Below are 20041 nucleotides of genomic sequence, written 5' to 3' on the forward strand. Positions count from 1 at the left end.
GCCAGGCGTTGGTAGGGCTGTCCCCCGCAGCCGGGCGGGGGCTGGCGCCATGGCCGACCCGGTGGTCCGCGGCAGTGTGCCGGGGCCCCGCGGTGACGAGGCTGAAACCCGTTGATACGGGATGCTTCGGCTAAGGGGATGGCTATGGCTCACGGGCTCATCGCGCGCATCGGGCAGTGGTGCTTCCGGCACCGGTGGGGGGTGCTCGGACTGTGGCTCGCCGCCGTGGTGCTGGGCGTCCTCGCGGCCGGCCCGGTCTTCAACGCGCTGGCGGGCGACAACAGTCCGAAGGACCTCGAGTCCTTCCGGGGACAGCACGTGCTCGCCACGCAGTCGACCCAGGGCGGCACCGTGATCGGTGTCGTCGACGGCATCGATCCAACCGCCGCGCCGGTACGGACCGACGTGCTGGCCCTCGCCGCAACGCTGCGCGGGGTCGGCGGGGTGCACCAGGTGGTGACGCCGTTCGATGACGCGCTGCCGGCCGACCAGGCGGCGGGGCTGATCGCCAAGGACCGCCGCGGCCTGCTGATCCAGGTCGACCTGGCCAACCTCGACGACGACGCCCGGGACACCGCGGCGACCGCGCTCACCGACGCCCTGCACGCCGGCGCCGCCACACTGCGCGGCGACGGCCAGCCCGGCGCCCGCATCCGGGTCGGCGGCGGGCCGGTGCTCAACCAGCAGGCCAATGCCCAGGTCGGCGCGGACCTGTCCAAGGCCGAGTCGCTGTCGCTGCCGATCACGCTGGTCGTCCTCGTGTTCATCTTCGGCGGCATCATCGCGGCCGGCCTGCCGGTGCTCGCCGCCATCGTGTCGATCGCCTTCTCGATGACGATGCTGCTGCTGTTCACGAAGTTCACCGAGATCGACTCGAACGCGGTCACGATCGTCACGCTGCTCGGCCTGGGCCTGTCCATCGACTACGGCCTGCTGCTCGTCGCGCGGTACCGCGAAGAACTCGCCGCCGGCCACGACCCCTCGGTCGCCGTGGGCCGGGCCTGGGCCACGGCGGGCCGGACGATCGCGTTCAGCGCCCTCACCGTCGCCGCCGCCCTGAGCGGCCTGCTGCTGTTCGGCATCACCGGCCTGTCCGCCCTGGGCGCGGCCGGGATCTCGGTGTCCATCGCCGCGATGCTGGTGTCGCTGACCTTCACCGCCGCGCTGATCGGCCTGGCCCGCAAGCGCATCAAGCCCTCGAAGCGGGCCGCCCGCCGCGCCGCCGAGTCGGGGTTCTTCGCCGGGCTTGCACGAGTCGTGCAGCGCCGCCCGATCCTCACCACCGTCCTGGGCGGCGCGGCCCTGGTCGCCGTCGCCCTGCCCGCCCTCGGCACCACCATCCACCTCGACGACCTCGGCACCCTGCCGCCGAAGATGGAGTCGGTCCAGGTCGAGCACGAGCTGACCGGCAACTACGGGCACAGCGCGGCCCCGGCCGTCATCGTCGTCGCCCACACCGCCCCCGCCGAGCTGGACGCCTGGGCGGCACGATTCGCCGGTACGCCCGGCGTGGCCCAGATCCACCCCGCCGAGGACGCCGGCAACGGCCTGGCCACCATCGGCATCGAGGCCACCGGCGACCCCGAGGGCCCGGCCGCCCGCGACCTCGTCGACCGCATCCGCACCGACCGCCCCGGCGGCGGCGAGTCCTGGGTGACCGGCAGCGGCGCCTTCGTCACCGACGTGGTCGGCCAGATCGTGCACCGCCTCCCGCTGGCCCTGGGCGTGACCCTGCTGGCCATGGTCGTCCTGCTGTTCGCCATGACAGGCTCCGTGGTGGTACCGCTGAAGGCCGTCCTCATGAACCTCCTGTCCCTGGGCGCCACGTTCGGCGCGCTGACCGCCGTCTTCCAGCACGGCTTCCTGGCCGGCCCGCTCGGCGTCCTGACCGTCGGCGGCCTGAGCCCGTTCACGGTGGTGAGCGTCTTCGCCTTCGCGTTCGGCCTCTCGATGGACTACGAGGTCTTCCTGCTGGGCCGGATCAAGGAGTACGCCGACCGCGGCCACCCCACCGACGTCGCCGTCCGCCGCGGGCTGCAGCAGTCCGGCCGGATCATCACCTCGGCGGCCCTGCTCATGGTCATCGTCTTCGGCTGCTTCGTGACCGGCGAGATGGGCGGGGTGCAGCAGATCGGCCTCGGCCTGGCGGTCGCGGTCGCGGTCGACGCGACGCTGGTCCGCTGTGTCCTGGTCCCGGCGACGATGACCCTGCTGGGCCGGGCCAACTGGTGGGCCCCGGCCTGGCTGCGCCGCCTGCACGGCTCCATGGGCCTCAAGGAGACGGTGCTGGACGAGCCGGGGATCGCGGCGCCACTCGTGCCCGCGACGAGTCCGACCCGCTAGAGCGCCCACAGGATGTCGGTCAAGTGCTCCACGGCCTTGGCCAGGTGGCGGCGGTAGGTGCTCAGCGGCAGATCGAGCACCTCCGCCGCCGCCTCCTGCGTAGGAGCCGGCCGCACATAGGTCCGATGCAGCACAGCCTGCAGTTGCTGCCCCTTGGGGAGCTTCCCGACCCGCACGACCGCGTCCTCGATCGCCGCGCGCACCTGAGCGGCGTCCGCGCCCAGCGCGGAGCCGACCAACGGGTTCGCCGCAAGCTCCGGCCGATGCAGGCACTGCAAGGCGGCCCGCACGGCAGCATCGAAACGCTCACGGCTCAAGGGCGCCGGCCGCAGCAACGCGGCCGGCGCCGGGCCGGTGCCGCCCGAGTGGCCGCGCTCGTACATCAGATCCAGCCAAACGCCCACCGGCAGCCGCCGCCAGTCGATGCCGAACGCGACATGCGCCACCCCGCCGACGGGGACGCGAACGAGCGGCGCGAAGGCGAGGTAGTCGAACTTCGGCGCCCAGAACTCCTCGTCCACCACGACCACGAAGGACCAGGCCAAGGGCCGGGTGAGCCATTCGTTGAGGCTGGACACCGGCCCCGCCACCACCATGTACGGGTCGCGCTGATGCGAATCGACCCCGGCCGCGAACCGGTTGATCAGCACGTGTTCGCCAGGCCGCAGCGAGCCCACATGGTCAAGCACGGCCCGCACAACCGGGTCGCGCTGCTCCAGCGACGACCCGCTCGGGCACAACACATGGTGCGAGAACCCGGCCACCCGATCCCCGGTCCGCACAACAGACAGCCGCTCCGGCTGCTCAGCGAGCCAAGCCCGGGCCAGCGAAGCGCTCGCCGCCCCCTCGAACCGTTCGATCGTCGCGCAAACCTGCTCATGCTCATCCAGCCGAGCCGGTACCACGGCGGCCGACCCCTGCATCCGCAGCGCCGCGATCACCGCCCCGAACGGCCCGTGCCGATGCACGAAGAACAGGTCGGCCGTCCGCCGCCCGGCCACCGCGTGGTCGAACACCAGCCGCTCGTACGCCCGGTACCGCTCGGGCACGCGCCGCTGGAACTCGGCCACGAGCACCTCGCGAGCCAGGTCGTGCACGGCCAGCCCGCCCGGCCCGCTGCTGACGAACGGGAGCCGCGCCAGCCACTGCCACACGGCAGGAGCGTCGGCGCCGACGGTACGGGCAAGCAGTTCCTCCGTCGTCGACCAGGCGATCGCGCACGTGGCCAGCCCGGTCAGCTGCGCCTGCGTCGGCACCTCCCCGACGAACGACTGCAACAGCGTCGAGATCAGGTCCGGCGCGTCGGCGAGCGTGTCCGGCACCTGCCCCCGCGCGGCCAGGTCGGCCAGCAGCGCCATGGTCAGCGGGTGCCCGGCCCCGAGCGCCGCCAGGTGCGGCCGCACCGAAACCTCCACCCCGGCGTGGGCCAGCAGCTGCGCCGTCTCGTCCGGGCCGAAGAGATCGAGCCGGAACACCGTCACCAGCTCCCGCCACCCGGCGTCCGAGCGCCACGGCGCGGCAGGCGGCTCCCGGCCGGCCAGCACGACCACGGTCTCGGCGTCCAGGCCCGGCACGAACTGCGCGCGCAGCCAGCCGTCGATCGGGGTGAGCTGCTCGTACCCGTCCACGAGCAAGACCGCGCCCGCGGGAAGCGGCCACCCGACGGCCGCGTGCAGCCCGTCCGGGGAGGGGTCGACGTCACGCCCGTCGACCTGCACGACAGTCCGGCCGGCCGCGCGGGCCCGGGCCGCCAGCTCGGCCAGCAGGGTGGTCTTGCCGATGCCGCCCTGCCCGTGTACGAACAGCACCCGCCGCGCCGAACGCCCGCCCACGGCCGCGTCGAACGCCGCGAGCTCGGCCCGGCGGCCGACGAACCGTTGCCGCCGGGCGGTCTCCAGCACCTCGCCAAGAGACGTCGACACGCCATCCACTCTGCACCCCGGTGGTGCGTTTGAACAGCGATTGACAACTGTATGACCTGGCAACTGAGCACCGTCCGGCCCGATCCTCGCGGGATGAAGATCCTGGTCACCGGCGGTACCGGCTTCGTCGGCTCGCACAGCGTGGCGGCGCTGCTCGCCGCGGGGCACGACGTCCGGCTCCTCGTCCGCTCGCCCGGGCGCATCGGCCCGGCCCTGGAACCGCTCGGTGTGCGCACGACGGTGGACCACGTCGTCGGCGATGTCACCGACCCCGACTCGGTCGCCCGTGCGCTGCGCGGTTGCGACGCGGTCCTGCACGCCGCCGCCGTGTACGACCTGGACGCCCGCGCCCGGCCGGCGATCGCGCGGACGAACGTGGCCGGCGCGGAGACGGTGCTGCGGGCCGCCGCCGACGCCGGCTGCGATCCGGTCGTGCACGTCTCCAGCACCGCGGCGCTGCTGCGGCGGCGGGCCACGGTCACCCCGGACTCGGCGCTGTCGAGGACGCACGGGACGTACATTCAATCGAAGGTCGCGTCCGAAGCGGTCGCCCGCGCACTGCAGGACGACGGCGCGCCCGTGGTGATCGTGCAGCCCGGCGCCGTGCTCGGGCCCGACGACCCGCACTTCGGCGACCAGGCCCGCCGGCTGCGGGACGTCCTGCGCGGCCGGTACCCGATGTGGCCCAGCGGCGGCCTGCACAGCGTCGACGTCCGCGATGTCGCCGACGTGCACGCCGCCGTGTTCATGCTGCCCTCCAAGCCGCGCAACTACCTGGTCCCCGGCCACTTCGTCGACGGCGCGACCATGTTCGAAACCCTGCGCGCGCTGACCGGCCGCCGGCTGCCGTGCCTCGTCGTGCCGGCCGCCGCCATGCTGCCGATGAGCTGGACGATGTCCACCCTCCAGCGGGTGGCCCCGTTCCGCCTTCCGGTCGACCACGAGGGCGTCGTCTTCACCGGTACCGCAACCCGCTGCGACGACTCCCGCGCCCGCGACGAGCTCGGCGTGGAGCCGCACGCCCTGATCGAGACGTACCGCGACACGATCCGCTGGCTGCACCGGACCGGACGCCTGACGGACAGCGAAGCCGGCCCGAAGGTGTCCGGATGAGCGGATGGACGGCCAGCGTCGCCGCGACCGCGGTGTCGAGCTACGCGCTGGACGCCTGGGCCGCGGCGGCCGGCGTCGCCCTGGTCGCGTCGGGTCTGCTGGCCGGCGTCGGCCAGCCCTGGACGCTCGCCCTGCTCGGAGCCAGCTACGCCGCCTGGGGACTCGGCCTGCGCACGAACCTGCGCGCGAACGCGGCGCTGCTGGCGAGCACGGGTACCAGTACCAACGTGATCTCAAAAGCCGCCCACGACCTCACCCGGCGCCTCACGACCAGCCCCCGCGCCCCCCGCCTGGCCGCGGCGCTCGGCTACGCCGGATCACAGGTCGCCGCCGAGGTCCCCTACTACGCCGGCGCGTTCGGCACCGCCGCCCTCAGCGACTCGGTCGGCACCGAGGAGGCCGTGGTCTTCCTCGCGGGCGCCAACCTCGCCGCCGGGGCGTACGAGTTCGGCCTGGCCCGCCTCACCCGCGCCTTCCTCGGCCGGCGCCGCCGCCGCTACGCGTCCTTCGACACCGACTGGGTGCCCGCGCACTACCTGACCGGCTACTACCGCACGGTCGAGCCGGACGAGGTCGCCACCATCGCCTTCCTCGTCGCCGCGATCCGCCACGCCGAGCCCGGCCGCCCCGTGCTGTTCTTCGGCATCGGCCCCACCCTCCACCACGTGTTCGCCGCGGCCGAGGTCGCCTCGGAGATCCACCTGGGCGACTACCTCCCGGCCAACCTGACCGAGATCCAGCGCTGGCTCGACCGCGCCCCCGACGCCCACGACTGGCGCCCGTTCGTCCGCTACACCCTGCAATGCGAGGGCATCGCGCACCCGTCCGACGAGCAGCTCGCCGCAAGAGAAGACCTGACAAGAGCCAAGATCACGTCTCTGGTACCGGTGGACGCGCGCCATCCCCGCCCGCTGGACCGCTCCTACGCCACCGTGATCAGCCCCTACTGCGCCGACTCCGCCACCGACGACCGCGCCACCTGGCAGACGTTCATGCGCCACATCACCGGCCTGGTCGAACCCGGCGGCCTGTTCGTCACCGCCGCCCTGCGCCGATGCCGCGGCTACACCGTCGCCGGCAAGACCTTCCCCGGCGCGAACATCGACGAACACGACCTGCGCGCGGTACTCCACCCCGACTTCCCCCTCGGCGGCGGCCCGGACGGCGGCACGATCGAGGTCCGCCGCACCGGCCAGGACACCGCCCACGGCTACTCGGCCATCGTGCTCTGCCACGCCCGCCGCCGCGCGCTCGAGGGCGTAGCCTCCGGCTGGTGACGACCTCCGGCGGCGACTACACGGCCGCGCTCCCCCGCAAGCGCATGGGATCGGGTGTCCTCTTCCGCGACGCCACCGGCCGGATCCTGCTCGTGGAGCCGACGTACAAGGACCACTGGGAGCTGCCCGGCGGCGCCGTGGAGCGGGACGAGTCGCCGTACGAGGCGGCGCGGCGTGAAGTACAAGAGGAGCTTGGCCTTTCGGTGTCGCCCGGTCGGCTGCTGGTCGTCGACTGGGTCCCGCCGCAGCCCGGCCGCACCGAGGGCGTGATGTTCGTGTTCGACGGCGGCGTGCTCGATGCGCCGTCCACTGCGCGCATCCGGCTCCCGGCGGACGAACTGCGCGGCTGGGCCTGGTCCACGCTCGCCGAGGCGCAGCAGCGGCTGTCACCGCGACTCGCCCGCCGGGCGGCCGCCGCGCACGAGGCGGCGGCGACCGCGGGCACGCACTACCTGGAAGACGGCCGGCGCTAGCAGTACCGGTACACGTGGTCGGCGATGTTCTTGTTCCCGCCCAGGTCGGCGATGGACTGCTTGGCGCCGACCTCGAACAGCTTCACGTCGCTGCCGTGCGAGCTCGTGCCCGCCGCGTGGTTGAGGTAGGCCACCGAGCCGCTGGGCAGGTTGTTGTGCACCGATTCCGTGCGGTCCTGCCACTTCCAGGTGGCCAGGTCCTGCCAGCCGCACGAGGAGAGCTGGCCGCGCGGGTAGCCGAACGACACGTAGTCGTAGAAGCAGAACCACCCGCTCGGGCAGTCCGGCTTGGGCTGGGTGGTCTGGGCGATCGGCGTGACGGTGACGATCAGTCCGCCGGCGTACGTGATCTGGTTCGGCCCGGTCTGCTTGCCGCCCGGATGCGCGGCCATCTCCGCGTCGACCTTGGACTGCACGGAAGCGGCGGACGGGCTCGGGGCCGCGAGCGCCGGGGTGGGGGCCGAGACGAGCACGGCGAGGGCGGCCAGGACGACGGTGATTCTCGTGCGCAGCATGGAATGCCTCCGAACGCGGGCAGCAGGGCGCGGTCGAGCCCCGCTGTTCGCGGTCCGAGGTCGGTCGGACGCGATGGACTTGGATGCGTTCACGGTACGAAGGGAAATGGCTGGCGGCGGGCTATGTCGCAAAGGCGTCCGTGAATGAATGTCACAACGTTCGCTCATGTTTGGCTGCGAACGATCCGGTCATGTCACCGACGGTAGCGACATCGGCGCAGGTCACAATCTTGTGATGTTGTGGCTGCAAGGTCACACGGGCGGGTCGGCCGGGAGTTTATGGGCGACATCGCATCGACCTGTCGAGGAGCCGTGACGTTGGACAGCGACGCCCGTCGGGGTGAGCAGTGGCACAACGCGCTGCACGGGCAGTACTGGAAAATGGTCTTCCGGTTTCTGGTCAGCGAGGTCGGCCCCGACGACGCGCACGACGTCGCCCAGCAGACGTTCCTGGTCGCCTGGAAGAAGCGCGACCACGTGCCGGACGACCCCAAGACCTGGCTGCTGAACGTGGCCCGCAAGGACGCGTTGAAGCACCGGCGCTGGCGGTTGCGGCACCCCGAGGACCTCGGCTCCGACGCCATGGACGAGCTGCCGCTCCCGGCCGACGGCACCGAGGCCGTCGCCTCCCACCGCGACGAGCTGCAGCGCGTCTGGCGCCAGCTCCGCCCGACCGAACAGCGGGTGCTCGCCCTCGCCTACCTCGAGGATCTCACCGGCGAACAGCTCGGCGAGGCGCTCGGCGTCCGGGCCACGACCGCCCGCCAGCGGCTGTCCCGCGCCACCAAGCGCGCCCGCGACCTGCTGAACCGGACCACTGGAACTGGAGACCCCAATGGCTGCTGACCGAGTCAACGACGCCGCGGACCCGGCGACTGACCCGGCGATCCGCGAACTCGTCGAGTACAACGACCCGACCCGCGGCCGCCCGATCCCGCCGCCCCGCATGACCGCGGCCGAACTGCGCGCCCGCGCCGGCGGCCCGGCCCACTCCCGCCGGACGTCGCTGATCCGGTGGCTGGCCCCGGCCGGTGCGCTGGTCGCGACCGGGCTCGTCGTGGTGGCCGTACAGGTGACGCATCAGCCGGTTCGCGAGGAACCGGCCGCGGCCCCGGCCATGCTCACCGGCCTGCTGACCGACGCCGAGGCGGCCCCCGCCGGGGCGAGGCTGCGCCGGCTGGCCGGGGACGTCGCCGCGCTGCGCGAACCGGCCCCGGACGGCCCGAACGCCTGCATCCGCACGCAGCAGTGGCCGGCCAAGGACCACGCGGCCGACCCGGGCGTCGTCGCCGTCGACGAGCAGCTGTGCTGGACCCCGAACCACGACGGCCGCCGGCGGATCACCGTCCTGCCACCGCAGCCGCCCGGCCAGCTCCGCGCCGGGGGGACCGGCGCGCTGAACCCCGCCGACGCGTCCATCGAGCCGTTCACCGCTGGCCAGATTTCGTACCTCACTGACGTGCCCGTCGGTGACGAGGCGATCGTCGCCGGCCAGCTCACCAGCTATCCGCCCGCCGACCACCAGCCCTCCACGCCCCTACAGGCGGTTGCCGACATGAACCGATACCACATCCTCGATCCGGCCCAGCGCGCCGCGATCCTCCGCGTCCTGGCCAACGACCCCGGCATCAGCTTCCGCGGCATCGTCACCGACCGCGACGGGCGCACCGGCGCCGCGTACACCGCCGACGTCACCCACGACGACGGCCCGGTCCGCGACATCGCCGTCATCGACGAGCAGACCGGCCGCCTCCTGAGCTACGAGCGCGTCGCCCTGCTCACCCCGTCCGCCGACGGGCGCCGCTCCCCCACCGTCCTGTCGTACGTGCTCTATCTGGCCGAGGACTGGACCGACCAACTGGACTGAAACGCGCATCGCGGGGTAGCGCGCCGCGATGAGCGTGCACGACTTGGGCGGCACGGAGGGCTGGGGCCGCCTGCACCCACCCGAGCGCGGCGAGCCGGTCTTCGCCGAGCCGTGGCAGGGCCGTGCCTTCGCGCTCGGCCTGCTCGCGATCCCGATCTCCGGCACCAACATCGACGCGGCCCGGCACGCCACCAACCGCCTGAGCCGCCACGAGTACTTCGCCGACGGCTACTGGGGCCGCTGGCTGCGCGCCGGCGAAACGCTCCTGCACGACAGCGCCATCATCGCCCCCGGCGCGGTCGAGGCCCGGGCGGCGGGGGTGGCCGAACCGCCGCCGCCGACGCCGAACAAGCCCGGCTACACCCCGGGCGGCGAGGGCTCGATCCGCCAGGTGGACACCCCGCCGCGCTTCAACGTGCACGATCGTGTGCGCGCGAGAACGTTCGAGCCGCGCGGCGCCACGAGACTGCCCCGGTACGCCATGGGCCACCTCGGCACCGTCGCCATCGTCGAACCGCCGCACGTATTCCCCGACACCAATGCGCACTTCCAGGGCGAACATCCGCAGTGGGTCTACACCGTGCGCTTCGACTCCCGCGAACTCTTCGGCGCCGAATCCGAACGATTCCACGTCAACGTCGACCTGTTCGAAAGCTACCTGGAGGCGGCATGACCGACCCGGTGCCGATCGCACTGCGCGCCGAGGCCCTGGAGCAGCTGCTCGTCGAACGCGGCCTGGTCGATCCGGCGGCGATGGACGCGCTGATCAGGGAGTACGAGACGGAAATCGGACCCCTCAATGGCGCCAGGGTCGTCGCCCGGGCCTGGACCGACCCCGCTTATCGGCGCCGCCTGCTGTCCGACGGCACCGCCGCGGTCGCCGAGTTCGGCTTCACCGGCCTCCAGATCGAGCACGTCGTGGTCGTGCCGAACACCGAAAAACTGCACAACCTCGTCGTGTGTACCCTCTGTTCCTGCTACCCCTGGGCGCTGCTCGGACTGCCGCCGTCCTGGTACAAGGACCCCTCCTACCGCGCCCGCGCCGTCAAGCAACCACGCGCGGTCCTGGCCGAAATGGGCCTCCAGCTGGCCGACGACGTCGAGATCCAGGTGTGGGACAGCAGCTCGGAAGTGCGCTACCTGGTCCTGCCCGAACGCCCCGCCGGTACTGCACACCTGAGCGAATCCGAACTCGCCGCCCTGGTAACCCGCGACGCCATGGTCGGCGTGGCCAAGGTGCACCCGTGACCGACCCGCCCCGCAGCAACGGCGAGCTCGTCTTCGCCGAACCCTGGGAGAGCCGCGCCTTCGGCCTGGCCCTGACCCTGCACCGGGCCGGCGCCTTCGCCTGGGACGACTTCCGCGCCCGCCTGGCGGCCCGCCTCGCACGGGAACCGGCCGAGCGGTACAGCTACTACCGCTGCTGGCTCGACGCCCTCGAACAGACGGCCATCGCCCAGAACCTCCTCGCACGCGGCGCGGTGGACGCACGCGCGGCCGCCCTCGCCACCCGCCCGGCCGGCCACGACCACCGCCATTGATACGCGCGCCGCGGGCGGTGGTGCTGCCCGCGACGCGTGCTGGGATGTGGCGGTCTCAACCACCGGCGACCGTCTGCCCGGCCGACTCGGGACCATGCAAAAAGCTCCCGGAGTCCGGCACACCGCCGCGGCGCCGGGCGCGGACCAGCAGTTCGAGCTGCCGGTGGTCGGCGTACTCCGGGTCGCGGAGGCTCCGCAGCAGCGTGATCGAATCCTGGGGCCGGCCGAGTTCGAGCATCAGCGCGGCAAGGTGGCGGGTGACCGGGTCGTCGTAGTCGATGCGGGTCCGCAGCAGCACGAGCGCCGCCGGATCCTGCTGCTGGGCGTGCAGGACGTCGGCGAGCCGCAGCACCGCCTGTCGGTCGCGGGCGTGCACGAGGAGGCGCAGGAGGCGCAGCGCGGCGTCCGGCTGCCCGTGCTCGGCCAGGAACATGGCGACATCGCGGGCGTGGTCGAATTCGCTCGAGCGAAGATCGTGCAGCTCCGGCAACCGGGCCTGCCCGGTCAGCAGGCGCGCCAGCTCGTCCTGGGCGCTGCGCCAGCCGCCTGCCGCCAAGGCGCGCAGGCCGGCCTCGTCGCCCTGCTCCGCGAGGCGGCTGGTCAGCCGGTCGACTGCGGCGCTGTCCCGCGCGACGACCCGGGCGCGCAGCTCGTCGACGTCACCCCGGTCGGCGAGCAGGGCGGCCAGCGCGCGGCTCGCCTCGCGGTCGCCGGCGTCGGCCCGCAGGCGCAGCCGGCCCGCGTCGCCGTCGGCGGCGAGCAGCTCAGCGAGTCGGCCGGCCGCGACGGTGTCGCCGCGGTCGGCCAGTCCGGTCAACAGGTCGATGGCCTCGCGGGTACGGCCGGCCTGCACCAGTACGGCGCCGAGGGACCGCTCCGCCTCGCCGCCCCCGAGCAGCGCGATGGCCTCGTCGTGGTCGCCGAGGTCGGCGAGCAGGTGGGCCAGCGGCCGGGCGGCCCGCCGGTCCCCCGCCTTCACCCGGGCCCGCAGGTCGTCGGCGCGGCCGTGGTCGGCGAGCAGCTGGACGAGCCGCGCGCCGGCCTCGCCGTCCTTGTACCACCAATGCAGATGCGGGGAGATCATGACGGCGCGGAGGGAATCGATCGCCTCGTCGACCCGGCCGTGCCGCTCCAGCACGTCGGCCAGGCGCCAGGGGCTCGCGTAGGGGTCGCGGCCCTGCCGGTACCAGGCGATCTCCTCCTCCTCGTGGCCGGGCAGGAACAGAAGGTTCGGCAGCCACCAGGAACCCCCATCCGTTCGCCGGCGCAGCCAGTCCGACAGTTCGTCGATCCGGCCCTCGAGTACCAGGAGATCCACGAGCTCCCGTTCGCCGTCGGAGTCCGTGAACAGCACCTCGATCGCGTCCGGGAACCGCCCGGCATTGGCGAGCTGTTCCGCCAGCGGCCGGGCGACCGCGGTGACGCCTCGGTCGTGGGCGGCGCGCAGCACGGCGAGCGACTCCTCGGCCTGGCCGTCCTCGCGCAACAGCCGGGCCGTCTCCAGGGCGACGGCGCTGCCCGCGCCCGGCGGCTGGGCCCGCAGCAGCTCGATCGCGAGCGCGCGCCGATCCTGGCCGACCAGCTGACGAGCCAGCGTCAGCGCGGCGCGCGCCTCGAGCCGGCTCCGGTCGGCCGGCAGCGCGGCGACGGCCTCGTCAGGCCGCCCGGACCGGAGCAGCAGCACGGCGAGCGAGCCGCGCGCGACGGCGTCCCCGCCGGCGACCCGTTCCCGCAGCAGGGCGATCGCCGCGTCCACGTCACCGCCGCCGGCCAGCAGCTCGGCGATCCGCCGTGGTGCGGCCGCGTCGTCCAGGTCCGCGCGGACCCGCAGCAGCGCCACGGCCTCGTCCAGCTCGCCGGCAAGGGCCAGCCGGCGCGCGAGCTCCTCGGCCGCGGCGACGTAGCCCGCGTCGCTCCACCGCCGCAGCACGGCCATCGCCTCGTCGGGGCGGTCCAGGCGGAACAGCAGGCCGGCCCGCCGGAGGGAAAACTGCTCACTACCGGGATACCGCAGTTTGTTGAGTTCCCGAAGCGCGCCGTCAAGGTCGCCGGCCGCCTCCAGCTCGTCCGCGCGCCGCACGGAAGCCTTGTCCTCGAGGGCGCGAAAGCGGCGGTCGATGGCCCTGCGGCCGAATCGCGGCAACACCAGTCGGCGGCGCGGCGGAGATGGCGCCGGCGCCGGAGGCCGGCTGCGCAGCACCGCGGCCGCCTCGTCGATCCGTCCGTCGGCCCGCAGCACCGCCGCCAACAGGCGATGCGCGAGCCGATCGCCGGCCCGGCCGCGCAGCAACGCGATGAGCGGATCGATCCGGCTGCGCTCGATCAGCAGATGCGCGGCCCGGGCGGTGTCGAACCCGGCCAGCACCGCGAGCGCCTCGTCCGTCCGATCGTGGTCGAGCAGCAGCCCGGCGAGCAGGTAGGCCGCGAACCGGTCCCCCGCCGCCATACCCCGCTGCAGCAGGCCGACCGCCTCGGCGACCTCCCCGTCCGCGGCGAGCACCAGGGCCAGGCGGCGCGCCGGGTGCCAGCGGCCGGCGTCCGCGCGTTCCCGCAGCAGCGCCCGCGCCTCGTCGGAGCGGCCGTGCGCCAGCAGCAGGTCGACCAGCCGGTCCGCGGTGTCGAGCGCGCCGGAGCGGTACCGCCGGGTCAGCTCCTCGATAGCCTCGGCAGTGCGCTGCGCGGCCAGCAGCGCGTCGACGAGGCGGTCCGGCGCCGCCCGTTCGCGCCAAAAGCCGAGCAGCTCGTCGGTACGGCCATCCGCCTCCAACAGCCCCGCCAGCCGCTCGGCCGCGGACCAGTCCCGCCGCGCGGCCGCCCCGCGCAACAGCGCCAGGGCCTCGTCGAGCCGGTCGGCGCCGATCAGCAGGTCGGCCAGCCGATGCGTGGCGTCGCTGTCGCCGCGCCGGGACAGCGTGCGCAGCAGCGTTTCGGCCTCGCCGGGCCGGTCGTCGCCGACGAGCAGCCCGACCAGCCGGCCGGTCGCGTACCGGTCGGCCCGATCCGCCTGCTCGCGCAGCAGGGCCCGCGCCTCGCCCTCGCGGCCGAGGCCGGTCAGCATGGCGACGGCCCGATCCAGGGAGCGCCGGTGGCCGGCCCGCGCCTCGGCCCGGAGCCGCTCGATCCGGACCGGCAGGGCCAGATGGTCCTGCAGCAGGGCGTGCCGGAAGAGCCACACGGTGCCGCTGCGGCGCATCGCACCGCGCCGGGCCGCGTCGTCCAGGAAGCGCCGCAGCCGCCACGGCAGGTCCCCGCGCCACGCCAGCCGGATCCGGACCAGCCGGGAACGCAGCCGGGATCGCAGCCCGCGCTGGAACCGGAAGTCCGACAACAGGCCGATTACGGCGCAGAGCGCGGCCGCGAGCAGGGTGGTGCGCCACAGGGCGGCACCCGACTCCACGAACCCTGACGTGGCGAGGAACGCCAGGCCGCCGCTGATCGCACGGCGCACGGCGAGGGCGGGCAGGCTCCAGCCGAAGCTCACGAACCAGAGCACGGCGGCCACCCCGCCCCCGGCGGCCGCGGCGACGTAGCCGGCGTCCCGGATCAGGGCGACCGCCGCGCCGATCAGCAGGAAGCGGACGAGCTCACGGCGCAGACCCCAGGGCACCCGCTCCGGCAGCGGTGACACGGCGAGCGCGAGCACCGCGGCGACGCCGGCGAACGGCCAGAGGTCCGGCGCGAGCGCCCGGACGGCGGCCGCCCAGCCCCAGGCGTGCAGCCCCGCGGCGAGCCCGAGCGCCGCCGCGGCCGGCAGGAGGAGCAGACCGAGCAGGGCAGCGCCGATCGCGAAGCGCCGGCCCGCCGTACCCTTCCGGGCCACCAGTCCCGGATCGAGGTCGGACCACGTCAGCTCGCGGGTGGCCGACCGGTACACCACGAACGCCAGGAAGTTCAGCCAGCGCGTGGCCCGGTCCAGGTCGTAGCGGCGCAGCGTCCGGTCGGCCAGCGGCGCGCGGGGCTCCCGGCGGTAGATGCTCGCGAGGTACCCGTCCATCAGCCGGGCCCGGACGGTGCCGCCGTCGCCGTCGGCGAGCAGGTCGCGCGGGTCGCTCGCGGGGCCCATGAACGCGGTCCGGGCCAGCGACACCATCAGCGGCGTCGACAGGACCCCGGCGACGACGCCGTCCGGTTCCTCGCGCAGGTGCTCGAAGACCGGCTGCCAGCGGGCGCCCGCCTGCGGTGGGTGCGACAGGAACGCGATGGCGTCGTCCGCCCGGACCGGTTCGAGCTCGACCACCGCGGCCCGGGACAGCACGAGCCCGCCGTGCTCGACCGCCCGCGCGTACTCCTTGCTGCGGCACGTCACCACCAGCGGGCGCCGCGCCACCACCAGCCGGTCCAGCTCGGCGATCGCGGCCGCGTGCCACTCGGGCCGCATCTCGTCGAGGCCGTCGAGGATCGGCACGACCCGCCCCTCGTCGACGAGCAGGGCCGCGGTGCGATCGCCGGCGCCGGCCAGGAAGCGGTACTCCTCGACCATGCGCCGCGCCACGAACGCCTCGACGTGCTCCGCGTTCGGGTCCCAGGAGGCGATCGGCAGCAGTACCGGCACAGGTTCTCCGGCTTCCGGCCGCTCCAGCAGGTTCAGGGCGAGCAGCAGCGCGAGCATGCTCTTGCCGGCGCCGGGCTCGCCCAGCACGACCAGCTGGCGGTTCGGCAGCCCCCGGAAGGCGGCCGCGATCTCGTCGGCGTTGCCGGTCAGCGGCAGCGACCGCCACTCGGTGCCCGCGGCGTCGTCCAGGACCACCTCCCGGGCCGCGGCGACCGGCCGGCCCGTGGACGACCACCGGACCTGCAGCGGCAGCGGCTGGCGGAGCCGGCGCAGCGCGGCCTCGGCCACCCACTGCCGCCGCGCCTTGGCCGTCAGCCGCCGCACGGCCCGGTCCAGCCCGTCGTCGTCGGCGGGGCCGGCGCCCCGGCCGGGCAGTTCCAGCAGGCCGGCCGCGGCGATCAGCAGCACCACGGCGGTCCAGGCCGCCCAGGGCCACCAGCGCCAGGTGACCTGCACCGTGTCGGTGGCGAGATTGCCGGCCAGGCCGAGCGCCGCGGTGACGATCACGCCGGTCAGCACCGGCCGTCGAGGCATGGCCCAATGATCGCGGCGCGCCGCCGCGGAATACATCGACGAACGGTCAGGCTCGCCGCGCGACTCAGGCCCGCTACTAAGCTCGCCCGCATGGGCAAGGGGATCACCCGGGACAAAGTCGTCACGGCGGCGCTCGGGGTGCTCGACGACGGGGGCATCGACGCGGTGACGGTGCGGGCGGTCGCGGCCCGGCTCGACGTCAAGGCGCCCGCGCTCTACTTTCACGTGCGCGGCAAGCAGGAGCTGCTCGACGAGATGGGCACCGAGATCCACCGGCGGGTCGTGGCCGCGCTCGCCGGGCGGGCCGCGGACTCGCACTGGCACGAGGATCTGGTCGCCTACGCGGGGGCGCTGCGGGCCGAGTACCTGGCGCATCGCGACGGCGCGCGGGCGTTCAGCGGCACGCTGATCACCGATCCGGAGGTCCTGCGGGCCCAGGAACCCTGGCTGCGCCGGTGGTCGGCCGCCGGGGTGCCGCTCGACGCCGCCGCCGACGCGTTCGAGATGGTCACGGCGTTCGTGGTCGGGTTCGTGATCGAGGAGCAGGAGCGGCGGCAGTCGGCCGCGACCGATCCCGCGCGGTACTCCACGTCAGAGCGGGACCGGCGGCTCGGGACCGGCGTGCCGCTGGTCGCCGCGGCCGGGCACGCGCGCCGCGACGACGCAACGCGGTTCGAGCGGCAGCTCGGCACCCTCATCGCCGGGATCGCCGCGCGCTTGACTGCTTAACTTAGTTAAGCAAGGCTTGAACGTCATGACGCCAGAGAACTTGACCGACTTCTTCGTCGCCAGCGCCGGGGTGGCCGGGGCGCTGATCGGGCTGCTGTTCGTGGTCCTGACCGTGGCCGAGCCGCGGTTCGCCGCGCAGGAGAAGGCGGCGCCGCTGCACCGGGTCCGCGCCGCCGCCGCGCTCACCGCCTTCCTGAACGCGCTGACCATCTCGCTGTTCGCGCTCATCCCGGGCGACAAGCTGCCCTGGGCGGCCGTCGCCGTCGCGGTCGCCGGGCTGCTGTTCGTGCTGGCCACGCTCCTCTCGCTGGCCCGGCCGCGGGTGCTGCTGTCGCGGCGCATCCACGAGGCGATCTTCCTGGTCGGGCTGGCCGTCGTCTTCGGCTTCGAGCTGGCCGACGGCCTGCGCCTGAGCCGCCGGCCCGCGGACGAGGACCTCGTCAGCAACATCGCCGTGCTGGTCGTGGCCTGTTTCCTGATCGGTGTGTACCGCGCGTGGGACCTCGTCGGCGGCCCGTCCTTCGACCTCGGCCGCGAGGTCCGCGGACTGTTCAACAAGGACTGAGCGCCTACATGGCACCCATCTGACGCGCGAACGCCGCCGGGTCCTCCCGCCACGCGCGGTGACCCTGCCGGGCCATCGGATCGGGGAAGATCGACTCCTCGTCCGCCTCGACCCCGTCGAGGATCGCCGCGGCGACCAGCGCCGGGGCGGTCTTCGGGATCGGGAAGTCCCGGATCATGTCGGTGTCGACGGCGCCGGGATAGACGCCGTGCACGGTGATCTTCCGGTCGGCGAGCTGTGCGCGCAGGGCCTGGGTCAGCGACGCCGCCGCGGCCTTGGACGCCGAATACCCACCCATCGCCGGTACCGCGCCAAGGACCACCAAACTGAGCAGGTTCACGATCGCGCCGCCGCCGTTGCCCTCCAGCACCGGCACGAAGGCCCGGCTCATCGCGAGCGTGCCGGTGAAGTTGGTCCGCAGGTCCGCCTCGATCGCGGCCAGGTCCCCGGTCAGCGGGTCGGCGAAGTGCAGCGAACCGCCGTTGTTGACCAGCAGCGTCGCGTCGCCGGCCGTCGCCGCCGCCCGCGCGATCTGGCCGGGGTCGGTCAGGTCGAGCCGGATCGGCACGACGCGCTCGTCGCCACCGAAGGGAGTCAGGGTCTCCGGCCGGCGCGCGGCCGCGTAGACCTTGGTGGCGCCCCGGTCGAGCAGCGCCGATACGAGGGCCCGGCCGAGGCCGCGGTTCGCCCCGCTCACCAGGGCGGTACTGCCAGTGATCTGCATGTCCATCACCATCGCCCGGACCGCGGACGCCGCCCATTGCCCCGCTCGACCCCGGTTGCCGGCGAACGTGGGTCTGACAGGACCAGGCTCCGGCGGTACCACCGCGGCCATACTTGCGGCATGGACCGACGCACGGAGCTGGCCGAGTTCCTCCGCTCGCGCCGCGCCCGGGTCGACCCTGAAACGGCCGGGGTCCCGCCGTTCCACGGCCGCCGCCGCGTCCACGGCCTGCGCCGCGAGGAGGTCGCCCAGCTCGCCGGGGTCAGCGTCGACTACTACGTCCGGCTCGAGCAGGGCCGCGCCACCAACGCCTCCGCGGCGGTCCTCGACGCCGTCGCCCGCGCCCTCGGCCTGGACGCCGAGGAACGTGCACACCTGGAGCGGCTGACCCGCCCGGCCCGCCGCGGGCAGCGTCCGGCGCCGCCGCAGCGGGTGCGTCCCGCGGTACGACATCTGCTGGAAGCCATGACCGATGTGGCGGCTTATGTCGTCGGGCGGCGCACCGACGTGCTGGCCTGGAACCGGCTCGGCGCCGCCCTCATCCCCGGCCTCGACTCCGCGCCCGTCCCGCGGCGCAACTTCGCCCGGCTCCTGTTCGGCGACGAGGCGGCCGCGCGGGCGCTGTTCGCCGACTGGGACGCCAAGGCCCGCGACCTGGTGGCGTTCCTGCACGTCGACGCCGGCCGGCACCCCGACGACCCCGAGCTGGCCGACCTGGTGGACGAGCTCGCGCGGCACAGCGACCTGTTCCGCCGGCTCTGGGCCGAGCACCCGGTGCACGACAAGGGCCACACCACGGCCCGCCTGCGCCATCCCGTCGTGGGAACGATCGACCTGGCGTACGAGGCGCTGCGGCTGCCGGACGACCCCGAACAGCTGCTGGTCACGTACAGCGCCCAGCCGGACTCCGACGCCGCCACGGCGCTGCGGTTGCTCGGCTCCTGGCAGGCCGCGCCGGCCGGACCGTAGGCTCGCCGGCATGGAGATCGGGCTCGGGACCTGGCGGCGCGAGCCCAGCACCGTGGTGCGCCAGGCCGGGCCCGAGGACGTCCACGCGAAGTCCGTCATCGTCGCCGAGTCCGAGGTCACCGGGGTCCCGACCGAGTGGGCGCCGCACTCGCATGCGCGCCACGAACTCGTCTGGGTCCGCGGCGGTACGTTGACCTCCCGCGTCGGCAACCGCATCTACACCGTGCCCGCCGGGTTCGGCCTCTGGATGCCCGCCGGCACGGTGCACGGCGGGCGGCTCACGGCCAAGGCGGACTTCTTCGACGCGTTCTTCACGAAGGCGCCCGAGCCGACAACCGTGGCGCCCGAGCGCACGCCGGTGGCCTTCGACCGCCCGACGCTCGTCGCCATGACGCCGCTGCTCGAATCGCTGCTGCTGCGGCTCGCGCGCAAGGACCTCGAAGGCGACGCGCGGGCGCGCACCGAGGCGGTCGTGTTCGACGTGCTCGAGCCAGCCGAGCGGCAGTACGCGCTCGAGCTGCCCGGGGACCCGCGCATCGACGCGATCGCCGAGGCGCTGCTGGCGAATCCGGCGGACGACCGCGGGCTGCAGGAGTGGGCGGCCGCGCTCGGGGTGAGCGATCGCACCATCACCCGCGCGTTCCGGGGCGCGACGGGGCTGTCGTTCGCGCAGTGGCGGCAGGCGCTTCGCGTGCATCAGGCGCTCGTGCTGCTCTCCGAGGGCGCGGACGTGCGCGGGGTGTCCGAGTGGCTCGGGTACGCGCAGCCGAGCACGTTCATCGCGGCCTTCCGGCGGGTCATGAAGGTGACGCCCGGTAATGTCCGGAATCCCGTATCGCCTGTCCCGGATGCCGGATTGCCGACAAGGGGGCCCGTCGCCTAGCCTGCTAAGGCAAGGCAACCCTTACTAAACGGCC

Annotated in this window: 17 protein-coding genes; 13 read left to right on the plus strand and 4 right to left on the minus strand. The window is 73.9% G+C overall.

Features of this window, described 5'->3' with window-relative positions; genetic code table 11:
- Positions 1–144 precede the first annotated feature (144 nt).
- Positions 145–2343, plus strand: coding sequence for an MMPL family transporter (locus tag ACQPZ4_RS39175; RefSeq protein ID WP_433047755.1), 2199 nt, complete (start codon positions 145–147; stop codon positions 2341–2343).
- Here ACQPZ4_RS39175 and ACQPZ4_RS39180 read toward each other — a convergent pair.
- Complete coding sequence (locus ACQPZ4_RS39180) at positions 2340–4265, minus strand: AAA family ATPase (protein ID WP_433047758.1); 1926 nt, start codon at positions 4263–4265, stop codon at positions 2340–2342. The genes ACQPZ4_RS39175 and ACQPZ4_RS39180 overlap by 4 nt on opposite strands.
- Positions 4266–4358: 93 nt before the next feature.
- On the opposite strand from ACQPZ4_RS39180, the gene ACQPZ4_RS39185 reads away from it, so the two are divergent.
- From ACQPZ4_RS39185 to ACQPZ4_RS39195, 3 genes are read left to right on the plus strand one after another with little or no spacing between them, the layout of a single operon-like run.
- Positions 4359–5378, plus strand: coding sequence for an NAD-dependent epimerase/dehydratase family protein (locus ACQPZ4_RS39185; RefSeq protein WP_433047761.1), 1020 nt, complete (start codon positions 4359–4361; stop codon positions 5376–5378).
- Positions 5375–6655 carry a guanitoxin biosynthesis pre-guanitoxin forming N-methyltransferase GntF gene (gene gntF / locus ACQPZ4_RS39190; RefSeq protein WP_433047764.1) on the plus strand — a complete coding sequence of 427 codons (1281 nt, stop codon included), beginning with the start codon at positions 5375–5377 and terminating at the stop codon, positions 6653–6655. The genes ACQPZ4_RS39185 and gntF overlap by 4 nt, the downstream gene beginning before the upstream one ends.
- Positions 6652–7128 carry an NUDIX domain-containing protein gene (locus ACQPZ4_RS39195; RefSeq protein ID WP_433047767.1) on the plus strand — a complete coding sequence of 159 codons (477 nt, stop codon included), beginning with the start codon at positions 6652–6654 and terminating at the stop codon, positions 7126–7128. Before gntF ends, ACQPZ4_RS39195 begins: the two co-directional genes overlap by 4 nt.
- Here the strand turns inward: ACQPZ4_RS39195 and ACQPZ4_RS39200 are convergent.
- Entirely contained in the window at positions 7125–7643 is a 519-nt protein-coding gene (locus tag ACQPZ4_RS39200) for a hypothetical protein (RefSeq protein WP_433047770.1), read from the minus strand. The genes ACQPZ4_RS39195 and ACQPZ4_RS39200 overlap by 4 nt on opposite strands.
- A gap of 312 nt (positions 7644–7955) precedes the next feature.
- Between ACQPZ4_RS39200 and ACQPZ4_RS39205 the strand changes: the two genes are divergently transcribed.
- The 5 genes from ACQPZ4_RS39205 to ACQPZ4_RS39225 are packed head-to-tail and all read left to right on the plus strand — an operon-like array spanning position 7956 to position 11051.
- A complete protein-coding gene (locus ACQPZ4_RS39205; RefSeq protein WP_433047773.1) occupies positions 7956–8489 on the plus strand; it encodes an RNA polymerase sigma factor in 534 nt (177 codons plus the stop codon).
- A complete protein-coding gene (locus ACQPZ4_RS39210; RefSeq protein WP_433047776.1) occupies positions 8479–9510 on the plus strand; it encodes a hypothetical protein in 1032 nt (343 codons plus the stop codon). Before ACQPZ4_RS39205 ends, ACQPZ4_RS39210 begins: the two co-directional genes overlap by 11 nt.
- Before the next feature lie 28 nt (positions 9511–9538).
- Positions 9539–10183, plus strand: a complete 645-nt coding sequence (nthB, locus tag ACQPZ4_RS39215) for a nitrile hydratase subunit beta (protein WP_433047779.1) — start codon at positions 9539–9541, stop codon at positions 10181–10183.
- Positions 10180–10758 (plus strand): nitrile hydratase subunit alpha, encoded by a 579-nt coding sequence (nthA, locus tag ACQPZ4_RS39220; protein WP_433047782.1) that lies wholly within the window; start codon positions 10180–10182, stop codon positions 10756–10758. The genes nthB and nthA overlap by 4 nt, the downstream gene beginning before the upstream one ends.
- Positions 10755–11051: a nitrile hydratase accessory protein gene (locus ACQPZ4_RS39225; RefSeq protein ID WP_433047785.1), complete on the plus strand. Its 297-nt coding sequence runs from the start codon at positions 10755–10757 to the stop codon at positions 11049–11051. Before nthA ends, ACQPZ4_RS39225 begins: the two co-directional genes overlap by 4 nt.
- Before the next feature lie 55 nt (positions 11052–11106).
- On the opposite strand, the gene ACQPZ4_RS39230 is transcribed toward ACQPZ4_RS39225, so the two are convergent.
- On the minus strand, positions 11107–16137 hold the full coding sequence (locus ACQPZ4_RS39230; RefSeq protein WP_433047788.1) for a hypothetical protein: 5031 nt from the start codon (positions 16135–16137) through the stop codon (positions 11107–11109).
- A 90-nt stretch (positions 16138–16227) separates the two neighbouring features.
- Here ACQPZ4_RS39230 and ACQPZ4_RS39235 point away from each other — a divergent pair, with 90 nt between their 5' ends.
- Both ACQPZ4_RS39235 and ACQPZ4_RS39240 read left to right on the plus strand, forming a co-directional pair.
- Positions 16228–16866: a TetR/AcrR family transcriptional regulator C-terminal domain-containing protein gene (locus ACQPZ4_RS39235; protein WP_433047791.1), complete on the plus strand. Its 639-nt coding sequence runs from the start codon at positions 16228–16230 to the stop codon at positions 16864–16866.
- Positions 16867–16891: 25 nt separating this feature from the next.
- On the plus strand, positions 16892–17431 hold the full coding sequence (locus ACQPZ4_RS39240) for a hypothetical protein (RefSeq protein ID WP_433047793.1): 540 nt from the start codon (positions 16892–16894) through the stop codon (positions 17429–17431).
- A 4-nt stretch (positions 17432–17435) separates the two neighbouring features.
- Here ACQPZ4_RS39240 and ACQPZ4_RS39245 read toward each other — a convergent pair whose 3' ends face one another.
- Positions 17436–18155 (minus strand): SDR family oxidoreductase, encoded by a 720-nt coding sequence (locus ACQPZ4_RS39245; RefSeq protein WP_433047796.1) that lies wholly within the window; start codon positions 18153–18155, stop codon positions 17436–17438.
- A gap of 120 nt (positions 18156–18275) precedes the next feature.
- Here ACQPZ4_RS39245 and ACQPZ4_RS39250 point away from each other — a divergent pair, with 120 nt between their 5' ends.
- Together ACQPZ4_RS39250 and ACQPZ4_RS39255 are read left to right on the plus strand one after the other, a co-directional pair.
- Positions 18276–19124 (plus strand): helix-turn-helix domain-containing protein, encoded by an 849-nt coding sequence (locus ACQPZ4_RS39250; protein ID WP_433047799.1) that lies wholly within the window; start codon positions 18276–18278, stop codon positions 19122–19124.
- Positions 19125–19134: 10 nt separating this feature from the next.
- Entirely contained in the window at positions 19135–20007 is an 873-nt protein-coding gene (locus tag ACQPZ4_RS39255) for a helix-turn-helix domain-containing protein (protein WP_433047802.1), read from the plus strand.
- Positions 20008–20041 lie beyond the last annotated feature (34 nt).

This window comes from Dactylosporangium sp. CS-033363 (genome assembly GCF_050942475.1).
GTDB lineage: Bacteria > Actinomycetota > Actinomycetes > Mycobacteriales > Micromonosporaceae > Dactylosporangium.